We start from the raw sequence: 13,251 nt of genomic DNA, 5'->3' as shown, positions 1-13,251 counted from the left end.
TATATGAATTTATTCGGAATGCAAATATCTGTGCTGAAAGGGTTTGCCGGGGTTTGCCTTGCATTATTGACGGCAGGGTTTGCCAACTCTGCCTCTATGTCTTCAGACCACTCATTGTATGAAGAGCTGCAAGGCCCGTTCGATTCAATTGAAGATATAAACACAGCCTGTGTTGGCTGCCATAACTTAAGCGAAAGCGAGCTGCACGATACTATCCACTGGCAGTGGGATGGCAAGTTGGACGTTATCAACAACTATCATCCGAATGTCGCTTCTAACTCCAACGCTTGCGGCAGTTGCCATATAGGTTACGGCCTTCCGAAAAACCTGACCGGGGGGATAGAGCCTGCGGCGGTTGATTGTTTGGCCTGTCACGATACCAGCGGTGAATACTTTTTCAGCCGTTTCCATCAGGATGGCGCTGAGTGCACCATGTGTCACGATGATGGCGCTAAAGCATTGAAGAATCAGGTAGACGAAGAAGGCTACCGCTTTAAAAACTTCTCTCTTGCTGAAATGGCGCAAATGGTCGGTGAAACCAGTGTGGCCAGCTGCGGCAGCTGTCACTTTTTCGATGGTGGTGCCGACGGCGCAAAGCATGGAGATCTTGATAGCGCGCTCATTAACGCAACCTTCGAGATGGACGTTCATATGAGCGCAGAGGGTGCAAATCTGAGTTGTTCAGATTGTCACCAGACAGTCGATCACAAGATGGCAGGAAGTCTTTATTCTTTTGCCGGCCCAACAGACGACGGCCATGTGAGCGCCTTAAAAGGCCCGCAGGCGACCTGTGTTTCCTGTCATGGCCTGGCTCCTATGAAAGATGAGCGGCTGAACGAGCATACCGATACCATTGCCTGCGAAACCTGCCACATCCCAACTTATGCGCGAAACGGCATTGCTACCAAAACCAGCTGGGATTGGTCTACCGCCGGTAAGCTGGCTCGTAAACAGAAGCCGCTTATCCATTACGATGATGAAGGAAGGGTGACTTACAGCAGCCAGAAAGGCGATATGAGCTATGGCGAAGATCTGACTCCGGTATACCGTTGGTTTAATGGTGAAATGAATTATCAGGGGGTTGGTATGAGTGTCGACCCTGCCCAATTGAATGAAATTAATTCTCCGCAGGGCAGTGCGGAAGATGGAAAGTCTAAGATTTATCCGTTCCATCAGTTTGAATCGCAGCTGCCTTACGATACCGCCACCAATCAGCTGTTGCCTATTCATTTAGCTGGCAGCGACAGAACAGCCTTCTGGAATGGCTATCAGTGGGTAGATTCGCTGCAGGCTGGAGCAGATGCTGTGGGCATGGAGTTTTCCGGTGAATATGGCTTTACCTCAACGGTTATGAGCCGGGTCATTAATCACACCGTTGCACCGGCAGAAATGGCACTGAATTGTAACGACTGCCACACCGCGCCAAGTGCTATGGCAGGCATAGCAGGTCTTTACACTCCGGGCACCAATCAACCGGGCTGGCTGACCAAGGTTGGTTTAGGCATAGCGTTGATAACCCTTATAGGTGTATTGCTGCATGGATTTTTGCGCATCATCTTCTCGTACAGGAGGAAGTAGCGTGAGTGAAGCGAAGCGAATTTATCTGTTTAAGCGTTTTGAGCGCATTTGGCACTGGTCTCAGGCGGTACTTATTATTTTAATGATGCTTACCGGCTTTGAGATTCATGGTTTGTATTCGTTGTTTGGATTTGCAAAAGCGGTCGATATCCATTCAACCAGTGCCTGGATTTTGATGGTACTGTGGGTGCTATCTATATTCTGGCACTTTACGACCGGGGAGTTTCGACACTATTTACCCTCGATGAAAGGCGTAATTCCTCAGGTGCAATATTACCTTGTGGGTATTTTTTCCGGCGCTGAAAAGCCGTTTCATGCCACTGAGCAGGCTAAGCACAATCCGTTACAGCGCCTTGCTTATCTTGGTGTGTCTGCCTTTCTTCTGCCGTTGGTCTGGATTAGCGGCTTAGGTTACTTGTTCTATAACGAGCTTGCCGACTCCTGGCTGCAGAGCCTGGGGCTGGGGCTTTCAGAGATTGCCTTAATCCATACAGTGGCGGCATTTCTGGTATTAATCTTTCTGGTCGCTCACCTGTATCTCATCACTACCGGTAAGACCGTTGGTCAGCACACCCGCTCTATGATTACTGGCTGGGAAGAGGTGTCTGAAGAGGAATCCATCAAAAACTGAGCTCGTAGCTCAACGGTCTGCCGTGCCCGGCTCACGTTGTTCTGTAGCTGACATGTTGTTATTATCCCCCGCCCAGCGCTGTTGCAGCGCTGGCGCTGTGTCCGTGCGGTCCTTTGGTAAAGGTAGACGGCGCAGCCATCGTCCAAATATTTTCTTACATCTATAAATGTATCCCCATGTGGCCTTTGGTAGAGGTCACCACTGAAGGAGAGCAACATGCCAGTTATTACTTTACCTGATGGTTCCAAACGCGAATTCGACCAACCTGTTTCCATTATGCAAATTGCTGAAGATATCGGCCCGGGTTTAGCGCGCAATACGCTTGCCGGTCGCATTAATGGTGAGCGTGCCGATGCCTGCGATAGGGTGACCGAAGACGCCAACATCGAAATTATCACGCCAAAAGACGAAGACGGTCTGGAAATCATCCGTCACTCGTGCGCCCACCTGATCGGCCATGCACTGAAGCAGCTGTATCCGGATGCGAAAATGGCCATTGGTCCGACCATCGAGAACGGCTTCTATTACGATGTTGAAATGGAACATCGCCTGACCGAAGAAGACCTGGTTGCGCTGGAAAAGCGCATGATGGAATTGGCAAAAACCAATTACGATGTGGTTAAAAAGGTAGGTAGCTGGCAAGACGCTTTCGATGCGTTCGAAGCGCGTGGCGAATCCTATAAGCTGGAAATTCTGAACGAGAACATCGCGAAAGACGAAACGCCGGCACTGTACATCCACGAAGAGTATGTCGACATGTGCCGTGGTCCGCATGTGCCGAATATGAAGTTCTGCCAGCACTTTAAGCTGATGCGTGTATCCGGCGCATACTGGCGTGGTGACAGCAGCAACACTCAGCTGCAGCGTATTTACGGCACCGCCTGGGCCGATAAAAAGCAACTGAAAGCGCACCTGAACTTCCTGGAAGAAGCCGCCAAGCGCGATCACCGCAAGATCGCCAAGAAGCTGGATCTGTTCCACTTGCAGGAAGAAGCACCGGGTATGGTGTTCTGGCATGCGAATGGCTGGACCATTTACCAGATTGTTGAGCAGTACATGCGCGAGAAGCAACGTAAGCATGGCTACCAGGAAATCAAAACCCCTATGATTGTCGACCGCTCACTGTGGGAGAGATCCGGTCACTGGGATAAATTTGCCGACGACATGTTCACAACACACAGTGAATCGCGCGATAACGCCGTTAAGCCGATGAACTGTCCGTGTCATATTCAGGTATTTAACCAGGGTCTTAAAAGCTACCGTGACTTACCGCTGCGTTTAGCTGAGTTTGGTTCCTGTCACCGTAATGAAGCTTCCGGTGCACTGCACGGTATTATGCGCGTGCGTGGCTTTGTTCAGGACGATGCGCACATCTTCTGTACGGAAGAGCAAATTCAGGATGAAGTCGCCAGCTTCATTAAGATGCTGGAAGAAGTTTATTACGACTTCGGCTATGACGACTTCATCCTTAAGCTGTCTACACGCCCTGAGAAGCGTGTTGGTTCTGACGACGACTGGGATCGTTCAGAAAAGGCGCTGGAAGACGCCCTGAACGCCACTGGCAAGCCATGGGATATTCTTCCGGGTGAAGGTGCCTTCTACGGCCCTAAAATTGAGTTTACTCTGAAAGACAGCATTGGCCGTCTGTGGCAGTGCGGTACCATTCAGGTCGATTTCTCGATGCCTGGCCGATTGGATGCTCAGTTTGTTGATGAGCAGGGTGAGCGTAAGGTGCCGGTGATGTTGCACCGTGCCATTGTTGGCAGTTTTGAGCGCTTTATCGGTATTCTGATTGAGCAGTACGCCGGTGCAATGCCTGCCTGGTTAGCGCCGACTCAGGTAATGATTTGTAACATTACCGATGCTCAGTCAGAAACAGTGCAAAAAATCACCGAAAATCTGGAAAATCAGGGCTTTAGGGCCAAAGCCGACTTGAGAAATGAGAAGATCGGCTTTAAAATCCGCGAGCACACGATTCAGCGCATCCCTTATTTGCTGGTTATTGGCGATAAAGAGGTCGAAAACGGCACTGTGGCGGTAAGAACCCGCGATGGTAAAGACTTAGGTGTTATGCCGTTGGCTGAATTCAGCGAACTATTGAGTGCCGATATTGCACGCAAAGGTCGCACAAACTAATACGGAGATCAGATTATAAAACGCAACGCTAGACAGGCTAAAAATGACAGCCGCCATGTTATCAATGAGCAGATTGATGCCAACGAAGTCCGTTTAATTGCGGCAGACGGTGAGCAGTTAGGGATTGTTCCTCTTTCAGAAGCAATTGCTAAAGCTCAGGAATCTGGGTTAGATCTGGTTCAGATCTCGAATGCTGACCCGATCGTTGCCAAAATAATGGACTTGGGTAAAAAACTCTACGAAGAGAAAAAGCAGAAAGTTGCAGCCCGTAAGAAACAGGCACAGGTTCAGGTTAAGGAAATTAAATTCCGCCCGAACACTGACATTGGTGACTACAACGTTAAGTTGCGTAACCTGACTCGTTTTCTTGAAGAAGGCAACAAAGCGAAAGTCACGCTTCGATTCCGCGGACGTGAAATGGCGCACCAGGAATTGGGTATGGAACTGCTGAAGCGCGTAGAGACCGACCTGGAAGATTACGGCACTGTTGAACAGCGCCCTAAGATGGAAGGTCGGCAGCTCACTATGGTGCTTGCGCCGGTCAAGAAGAAGTAATTTAGTCAGAAGAGCTCCTTCTGGCTAAACCCGAAGGGAAACTTTCGGTTTCACAAGCGGCTATTCATTGAATGGTCGTTTTTTAATTTTAAGGCAACCGTCAGCTTCGAGGTTGGTTCTAAGAACGAACCCCTGCAGTACGAACGCAACGCGGTAATTGAAGTAAATCAGGAGATTGAAAATGCCAAAAATGAAAAGTAACTCTGGCGCTAAAAAGCGTTTCAAGCGTACGGCGAACGGCTTCAAACACAAGCAGTCTTTCCGTAGCCACATTCTCACTAAGAAAAGCAGCAAGCGTATTCGTCAACTACGAAGCACCTTGCAAATTGCTGATGCAGATAAGCCGCTTATTAAGCGCATGCTGCCTTACATCTAATCGCTGAATCTTAAGGAGACTAAATAATGGCACGTGTAAAACGCGGTGTAATCGCTCGTCGTCGTCACAAGAAAGTATTAAAGCAAGCTAAAGGTTACTACGGAGCTCGTTCACGAGTATTCCGCGTAGCTAAACAGGCAGTCATCAAAGCGGGTCAATACGCTTACCGTGACCGTCGTCAGCGTAAACGTCAGTTCCGCGCTCTGTGGATCGCTCGTATCAATGCTGAAGCTCGCGTTAATGGTCTTTCTTACAGCAAGTTCATCAACGGCCTGAAAAAAGCCGAAGTTGAAATTGACCGTAAGGTTCTGGCTGATATCGCTGTTCACGATAAAGCTGTATTTGCAGCTATCGCTGAGCAAGCAAAAGCTGCTCTGGCTTAATACCTGGCGCTTTTCAAGCTTTATAAAAACCCGCTTCGGCGGGTTTTTTTTGGGCTGTCGGTTTATTTTAACGTGACTCTGCCAGTTGGCTTTAAAAATTCATTTGCGTTGAAAACGTTTTCAACCCTATCATGTTAGCTCTGAATAAAAGGGAGCAATGTATGACAGTTCTGGTTACTGGTGGAGCAGGCTACATAGGCAGCCATACCTGTTTGGAGTTACTTCAGGATGAGCAGGATGTACTGGTTTTAGATAACTATGTGAATAGCTCTAAAGAGTCTCTCAACAGGGTTATGGATATTACCGGTCGCACACTCAGGGTTATCGAGGGTGATATTCGCGATCGCGCCCTGCTTGATCAAATTTTCAGCAAAAATGATATTGAATCGGTGGTGCATTTTGCCGGTTTAAAAGCCGTGGGTGAGAGCACTCAAATTCCGCTCGACTACTTCGAAAACAACGTCTCCGGTACCGTTACTTTGCTGCAGGCGATGAAAGATGCGGGTGTTTTTAATTTTGTATTCAGTTCTTCGGCAACGGTTTACGGCGATCCGCACACTGTCCCCATTGTCGAAACCTTCCCGCTCAGCGTCACCAACCCCTATGGCCGTACCAAGTTGATGGTAGAGGATATCTGCCGTGATCTGGCGGCGTCCGATTCTCGCTGGAAGATCGCACTGCTGCGATACTTTAACCCGGCAGGCGCGCATTCCAGCGGCCGCATCGGCGAGCAACCCAATGGTATACCGAACAATCTGGTGCCTTATATTTCCCAGGTGGCGATTGGTCAGCGCGAATTCCTTTCGGTATTTGGTGATGACTACGATACCCCTGATGGCACCGGTGTTCGCGATTACCTGCACGTTGTCGACCTGGCCATTGGCCACCTGAAAGCGCTGGAGAAAACCCGCGTTCAGGAGGGTTGCGTAGCTTACAACCTGGGAACCGGTCAGGGTTACAGTGTTCTGGATATGGTGAAGGCATTTGAAAAGGCCGCCGACCGACCTATTCCATATAAGATTACGACTCGCCGCCCGGGTGATATTGCCTGCTGTTATGCAGACCCGACTTTTGCCGAGGCAGAGTTGAATTGGAAGGCTGAGCGTGGCCTGGAAGAAATGATGGCAGATTCCTGGCGTTGGCAGAGCCAAAACCCGAATGGGTACGACCCGGCCTGATATTAATCGGTCTGCTTTCCTGCCTGTGCGCATTCGTTGCACAGGCACTTCAGTTCCAATTGCGGGTTGGTTAAAACGAAACCCGCTTTTTCCACGGCCTTTTCCAGCTCAATAAAAATACTTTTGTCGATCGCGGCTTCCTTGACCTTATGGCACTGCTCACAGATTAGAAACTGCGGCGCACCGTGCGAATGCTCACAGGTGGCATGTGCGCAGCTGATGAACTTGTTTTCTGAGTTCAGTTTGTGGGCCAGGTTGTTTTCGGTCAGAAAATCGAGCATGCGGTAGATTGACATTGGGGGCACGGATTGTTCAAACCCCTCGCGGTAGAGATCCGCCAGCTCATAGGCAGAAACCGGGCGCTCGGCCGCCATTAGCAGTGCCAGTACGTTTTTGCGTTTAGAGGTTAATGATATTTCGGCACGTTCAGAGGCTTGTTCTGCGCGGGAAAGTGCTGACTGCAATAGCATGATGAATCTCCTGTGTGCCTGCTACAACTTCATGATGATTTCTCACCGATAATGATATGGTATATCATTTCCGGCCTTTTTCATTGATCAATGTTATTAGCTTATGAGTAATCGAGTGTTAGAGATTATATCCCGGGTATTTTTGCTGGTTTTTGCCCTGACAGCAGGCGCAGCCAATGCAGATAATACAGAAAAAAAGATCGAGCTGGTCGCCAGCTTTACGGTGTTGGCAGACATCGCCGAAGAGATTGGTGGCGAGTATGTTGAGGTGTCCTCAATCGTCGGTATCAACAGCGATACTCACGTTTACCGGGCGCGTCCGGCGGATGCCAGAAAGGTAGTGCATGCCGATATCCTGGTGATGAATGGCCTGGGCTTTGAAGGCTGGCTGGAACGACTGGTGCAGTCCTCCGGTTTTCAGGGGCAGAAGATCGTGGTAACCGATGGCCTGACAGTGATCCATCACGATGAAGACGAGTCAGAAGAGGGCGATCACTTTGAGTTGGGCGGGCATAACCATGACGACGATCCTCATGCCTGGCACAGCCTTGATAACGGCATCGCCTACGCAACGGCGATTGCCGATGGCTTGAAGAAAGCAGTTCCTGAACACCAGGCCTATTTCCAGCAGCGCTTAGCGAGTTTTACTGAGCAGGCAGAGCAGTTGGATGTGGAGTTAAAGCAGATGATATCAAGCTTGCCGGAAAACAATCGGCGCGTGATTACATCGCATGATGCGTTTTCTTATTTGGGTGAGGCGTACGGCCTGGAGTTTATTTCACCGCAGAATGTCAGCACCGAGTCGGAGGCGTCTGCCCGTGATGTCGCTATGCTGATCCGGCAAATCCGCGAGCAGAATATCGCGGCAGTATTTCTGGAGAATATTTCGGATGACCGGTTAATGAAGCAGATTGCTCAGGAAACCGGTGCCACCATTGGCGGCACGCTTTATTCCGGAGCGCTTTCGGATGAAAACGGCCCCGCACCAACCTATCTCGATATGATGCGTCATAACGTCACAACGTTGGTGCAGGCACTGTCGCAAGACTAGTGCCGTCCCAATCCGCTGCTAAACAGAGCCCTCAGCTTTCGCTGGGCTCTACAATTACCAGGTTCATAAAATCATCACCGATCTGGCTGATTTTAACCTTTAGCTGCATGCCCAGCTGGAATTGATGATCTTCAAACTTCAGCAGCATACGCAGTGGGTCATAACTGAACTGATCCTTCTTCTTGCGCAGATCAATAAAGCCACGGGCACCGTTGTCATTTAGCTCAATGCTCAGCCCACTGGCATTGATGTGCGCAATGGTGCCATCGAATTCCGCAGCCTTGTTCTTGGCAAGCCACTGATAGCGCAGGCGGTTTTCAATGTTTTGGCTGACAAAGCGCGAGGCACTGCCTCTTTCATTCAGTTGTTCGACCAGATCATTGTCAGCGTTGAACTCTTCATTTTGCAGCTTGGCTTTGATGATCCGGTGAATGACCAAGTCGCTGTATTTGCGGATTGGAGAGGTAGCATTGGTGTAGCAGGGCAGGCCAAGGCCGAAGTGCGGTGCCGCCTGTGTTTGCCATTGACCGCGGTCGAAGCGCTTTTGCAGTACGCTGGCCAAAGGGAAGCCGGTTGTTTCATTGGCGACCTTCATAATCTGAATGAATTGTTCCAGATTAGCGCCATCGAGCTCGGAAACCGCAGGAGCGAACTCGCGCAGTAATCCCTTCAGTTCGGTTTCGCGGTCGGCCTTAAAGCCGGCATGGGTCATAAACGGCGCTGCCGAATCCTTCAGCCACAACGCAACCTGATAGTTGGTGGCGACCATGGCTTCTTCGACTAAATCACGCGCGCTGTTGCGCAGTTCTTTTTCGATTTCACTCACGTTGAACTGCTCATCAACGCGGATGCGGAAGTCTGCACGGTCCAGCGGCGGGTTGGAGTTGGCCCTGCGCCACTGCGCCAATGCACGGGTTGCATCGAATACTGTACTCAGCGCTCTGGCGTTTTCAGGCAGCTCTGCACCGGTATCCAGCCATTCGCTGACCTCGGCATAGTTCAGTTTGGCGTGATTTTTAACCTTCGCCAGCGAAGGCTCAAAACGGGTGATGCTGCCATCTTTAGTCAGTGCCATTTTAAACACGACAGCCGGGCGCACCTCGTTCTCTACCAGCGACATCGCTTCGTTGGAGAGCTTTTGCGGCACCATGGGCAAAACCAGGCCGGGCAGGTACGTGGTGTTCAGGCGTTGCAGCGCGGCTTTGTCGAGAATGGAACCGCTGCTGATAAAGCTTGCCGCATCCGCAATAGCGATCCACAGGTGCCAGCCGTTTTCGGTGGCTTCGGCGTACAGGGCGTCGTCGATATCGCGGGTCGTGGTGGCATCGATGGTTAAAAACGGCAGTTCTGTCAGGTCGTTATAGCTGCTGTAATCGTAAGGATTTTCGGCGGCGGTTTGCTCGGCAGCTTGCAGCTCCTGCTCTGTGAAGGTTTCGGGTATGCCGTATTCATTCAGCGCAACGCTGTACCAGGAGCGGTTGTTCTTTACATCACCGAGAACAGTGACCACTTCGGCCTGCGCCTTGCCACTGGCCCACGGGTGGCGGGTAACACGGGCGGTGACCAGGCTGTTACTGGCTGCACCGCCGGTCTGCTTGGGTGGTACAAACAGCCAGCCGGAGAATTTATCGCTGAACGGTTCTACACCCTGGGCTTTGCCGCGTACGACATAAACGCCGGTGAATTCTTTGAAGTCAGACGACACCAGAGATTCCAGTTCAGCGCGGGTTTTTCCATCGTTCTGTTCTGTAACGGTGTAGGTGACTCTGTCGCCGGGAAAGACTTTACTCATCTGATCCGGTGGCAGAAAGTGTTCCTCGCCCTGATCACTGACGACAAAACCAAAGGATTTGCCCGTGCCTTTTACTATGCCATTAAAGATTTCTTTACTGGCTTTGATTTCGGTTTTCAGTGTCTGTAAGACAGCGAGAGACTTTGCATCGAGCATTGCGGGTACCAGATCAATTTTACAAGAGCGGCACATTATACGCATCCTGCCGTGACGAGAAATGTTTAGCGGCAGATTTGCGGTCAGTATCGCTTTATACTTCCGTCTCAGAAATTCAATTATTAACCCGCAGGCCCCGGTATGGCAGAAGTCCGATCGTTAAATGCATTCAAAAAAGCGCAACAAAAAAAGCAGGCGGCCGGTCATACGCTATGCAGAAGTGGCCGTCACAAATGGCAAATCGATAAAGAGACCGTGTTCGATAGCAAGCAGGGCAAGCTGGTCAATCGGTACCGTTGCACTCGCTGTGGCAAGATTAAAACCAGCGCTCAATAGTTAAATCAGGGTTGGTCTTTCCAGCGTTCAAGGTTTTTCAGGAAGGTGTCGGCACGCTCTATACGCTGCTGTATCACCTGATTACCCGGGTCGAGGTTCAGCGCCTGCTGCCAGCGGATGACGGCTTCGCCGATATAGCCAGCGGTGTATAGCGTATCGCCGCTTTTGATCAGGCTGTCAATTCGCAGCTGGCGGTGGCTCTTCAGTTGTTCCTCATAGTCGGCAACATCGGTGATCTGCATGGCGCGGATTTCGTTCAGCACCTTCTGTGCACCGGCTAAATCATTGGCAAACAGCCGGTCCTTAAAGCTCCGTTCCAGTTCAGGCAGCTGCTCCAGCGCCTTTTTTGATTGCGCTGTTCGTGCATTTGCCCGCTGTGTGCTCTCAATGGCCAGGATTTCGCTGAGCAATTCAGAGCTCAGGTCGTTGGCAGAGGTTTCAATAGACAGCGTCAGGGCCTGCTTTGCCTGAGTGTATTTCTGTTCCTGCCAGTAGTTATAACCAACCGCGTACAGTTCTCGCGAGACCTGCTTGGATTCCTGCAGGTAGCGGTTAAAGGTCTGCTCGGCAGAATACTTTCCGCGGGCGTTGTAGAGTGCCGACTCCTGATAAGGCCGGGAGGTAATCAGGTAGTGGGCTTTCGCCAGCAACACGGCGGTTTCATCCTTGTAGATTCGCTCGGCCCGCTTGTGTTGATAAAACGACTTCTGAGTCATCAGCTCGGGTGCGTCCGGCAGGTTCTTCAGGCCTTCATCAATCAGTGATTCGGCGCTTACCCAGTCATTGGCGGGTTCAAACGCCTGAGCACTTTTAACGATGTTTTGAATGTAGCGCTGACGGTTTTTTTCAATGCCGGCAATGGCGTTGTTCAGCGATTTGTAGTCCGGGTGGTCTTCAGGAACGGCGGCAATGGTTTCCAGCGCTTTGTCGTATTTATGTTCGCTTACCCAGCTGTCAATCTGGCTGCTGGCACTGTCGCTGTTGGCGTAAAAGGTGGTGCAGCCGGTTAGCAGGCTGAGTAGCAGAAGCGGGTAAAGTCGGGAAAGAGCTGTCATCTGGTTTAATCCTTACGTGGTAATCAGTTCGTCAATTACCAGTGTTTCTATTTCTTCGCTAAACCCCTTCACCTGAATGCGCTGGGTTTCGTGCGTACTGATGCGGGTTTTATCACCTAACAGGTTGAGAAATGCCCGGTCGGTTAAGATGCCGCCCTGTGGCGCCTTGGCGCAGAGCCGGGCGGCGAGGTTCGCAGCCTCACCAACCACAGAATAGTTGAGTCGCTCCGCTGAGCCCAGCAGGCCTGCGAGAACTGTGCCGCCAGCCAGACCGATGCGGATGTCCATCCATGGCAGGCCGGCAGCCTTGCGGCCTTCGTTCAGCAGCTGAATGCGGTCGCGAATGAAGATGGCACATTGCAGTGCATGCTGCCGGTGCTTGGCATCTGCAGCCGGGCAACCGAATACCAGCATGGCGCAATCGCCTATGTACTTATCGACATTGCCCTGAAAGCGGTGGCAGGCGTCAGAAAACTCTGAAAAGTAGAAATTCAGCACATCGGCAACCACCTCGGAAGTGTGCTTGTTGCTGAACGCCGTGTAGTTGACCAGGTCGACAAACAGAATGCTGGCTTCCACCCGCTCGCCCTTGAGGGTGATCTCGGAGTCGTCGCGTGTCATATAGTGGCTGGCAACGGGGCCGGAAACAAAGCGCGAGAAGTTCTTTTCGACCGTCAGTTTTTGCTCCAGCCCCTGTGCCATCTTGTTGAAGGCCTCTTCCAGGTCGGCAAATTCACCGGCGTTGTTATCGTCAATCCGATAGCTGTAATTGCCGGAGCCGATGGCCTTGGCGGCGGTGATCAGGTCGTTGATGGGCTTGCTGAGTCGCTGGCTTAAGCGGATGCCCAGCCAGATGATGGCGCAAACCAGCAGTGCCACCAGGGTCAGTGCAGAGCTGACCACAATGGTCTGGTTTTTTATCAGCGGTGACTTATCAAGACCAATCCAGGCAACGCCTCCGGAAACCTCTTTGAAGAGGATCGGCGCAGAAAACCACACCTGATTATCACTGCCGGTAAAGCTGGTCGCGCTGTAGAAGTTTGCCTCGTTGTGCAGAATCGCCATATCCGGCTGCGGGCCGCTGGCGGCGGTCAGGTCGTAGTCCCGGTCAATGATAATGACTGAGATGACGTTCTTCTGAGTCGCCACCGACTGCACCAGGTTGTTCAGTGACTGCTGATCTTCAGAGAACACCATGCTCACCGAGTTGGCAGCAACCTGGCTGGCCAGCGTTTCGCCATTGTAGTTGAACTGCTCTTCCATGATCGAGAACTGGCTGTAGATCAGCGGGTAGCCGATGGTTACCGCAGCCAGCAGGATCAGGGCAGTCATAGTCAGGGCCAGCCGGTGTGCGTAGTTCAGGTTCTGCAAGGTCATTCCCGGTTTTGTAAAGTAATCTTAGAGGAAGATTGAATAATACTCTGCTAAAGGTAAATCGGTATCCGATTGAAGTAATTGCAAAGTAATTTGCGCTAGCATACGGGCATATGAGCTGAAAGACGCCGTAAATGTGAAGAAAGTCATGATTATTTCTTTTTATTCACTTGTTTGTTT

Annotated in this window: 12 protein-coding genes; 8 read left to right on the top strand and 4 right to left on the bottom strand. The window is 51.0% G+C overall.

From position 1 onward, the window contains the following. The first annotated feature begins 3 nt into the window (after positions 1–3). The 7 genes from BCF53_RS07305 to galE all read left to right on the top strand — a co-directional run bounded on the left by BCF53_RS07305 (position 4) and on the right by galE (position 6,837). Positions 4–1,578 carry a tetrathionate reductase family octaheme c-type cytochrome gene (locus BCF53_RS07305; protein WP_132700987.1) on the top strand — a complete coding sequence of 525 codons (1,575 nt, stop codon included), beginning with the start codon at positions 4–6 and terminating at the stop codon, positions 1,576–1,578. A gap of 1 nt (position 1,579) precedes the next feature. Then, positions 1,580–2,209 (top strand): cytochrome b/b6 domain-containing protein, encoded by a 630-nt coding sequence (locus tag BCF53_RS07300; RefSeq protein ID WP_243645792.1) that lies wholly within the window; start codon positions 1,580–1,582, stop codon positions 2,207–2,209. A gap of 216 nt (positions 2,210–2,425) precedes the next feature. After that, the gene (thrS, locus tag BCF53_RS07295) at positions 2,426–4,345 is read left to right on the top strand and encodes a threonine--tRNA ligase (protein ID WP_132700984.1); all 1,920 of its coding nucleotides are present in this window, start codon (positions 2,426–2,428) and stop codon (positions 4,343–4,345) included. Between the two features lie 12 nt (positions 4,346–4,357). Beyond that, entirely contained in the window at positions 4,358–4,900 is a 543-nt protein-coding gene (gene infC, locus BCF53_RS07290; protein WP_132700983.1) for a translation initiation factor IF-3, read from the top strand. Positions 4,901–5,081: 181 nt separating this feature from the next. Then, the gene (rpmI, locus tag BCF53_RS07285; RefSeq protein WP_132700982.1) at positions 5,082–5,276 is read left to right on the top strand and encodes a 50S ribosomal protein L35; all 195 of its coding nucleotides are present in this window, start codon (positions 5,082–5,084) and stop codon (positions 5,274–5,276) included. A gap of 26 nt (positions 5,277–5,302) precedes the next feature. Beyond that, positions 5,303–5,659, top strand: coding sequence for a 50S ribosomal protein L20 (gene rplT / locus BCF53_RS07280; RefSeq protein ID WP_132700980.1), 357 nt, complete (start codon positions 5,303–5,305; stop codon positions 5,657–5,659). 161 nt (positions 5,660–5,820) lie between these two features. Then, positions 5,821–6,837, top strand: a complete 1,017-nt coding sequence (galE, locus tag BCF53_RS07275; protein WP_132700979.1) for a UDP-glucose 4-epimerase GalE — start codon at positions 5,821–5,823, stop codon at positions 6,835–6,837. Between the two features lie 2 nt (positions 6,838–6,839). Here the strand turns inward: galE and BCF53_RS07270 are convergent, their stop codons facing one another. Further along, positions 6,840–7,307: a Fur family transcriptional regulator gene (locus BCF53_RS07270; RefSeq protein WP_132700977.1), complete on the bottom strand. Its 468-nt coding sequence runs from the start codon at positions 7,305–7,307 to the stop codon at positions 6,840–6,842. A gap of 115 nt (positions 7,308–7,422) precedes the next feature. Here BCF53_RS07270 and BCF53_RS07265 point away from each other — a divergent pair, with 115 nt between their 5' ends. After that, positions 7,423–8,358 (top strand): metal ABC transporter substrate-binding protein, encoded by a 936-nt coding sequence (locus BCF53_RS07265; RefSeq protein WP_207902672.1) that lies wholly within the window; start codon positions 7,423–7,425, stop codon positions 8,356–8,358. A gap of 31 nt (positions 8,359–8,389) precedes the next feature. Here the strand turns inward: BCF53_RS07265 and BCF53_RS07260 are convergent, their stop codons facing one another. The 3 genes from BCF53_RS07260 to BCF53_RS07245 form a co-directional block, all read right to left on the bottom strand. After that, positions 8,390–10,306, bottom strand: a complete 1,917-nt coding sequence (locus tag BCF53_RS07260) for a VacB/RNase II family 3'-5' exoribonuclease (RefSeq protein WP_165901836.1) — start codon at positions 10,304–10,306, stop codon at positions 8,390–8,392. 341 nt (positions 10,307–10,647) lie between these two features. Continuing rightward, a complete protein-coding gene (locus BCF53_RS07250) occupies positions 10,648–11,697 on the bottom strand; it encodes a tetratricopeptide repeat protein (RefSeq protein WP_132700972.1) in 1,050 nt (349 codons plus the stop codon). Positions 11,698–11,709: 12 nt separating this feature from the next. Further along, positions 11,710–13,074, bottom strand: a complete 1,365-nt coding sequence (locus BCF53_RS07245; protein WP_132700971.1) for an adenylate/guanylate cyclase domain-containing protein — start codon at positions 13,072–13,074, stop codon at positions 11,710–11,712. Positions 13,075–13,251: the final 177 nt, after the last annotated feature.

Source organism: Reinekea marinisedimentorum, assembly GCF_004341165.1.
GTDB classification, from domain to species: domain Bacteria; phylum Pseudomonadota; class Gammaproteobacteria; order Pseudomonadales; family Natronospirillaceae; genus Reinekea; species Reinekea marinisedimentorum.
This window is presented reverse-complemented; position numbering and strand designations above follow the sequence as displayed.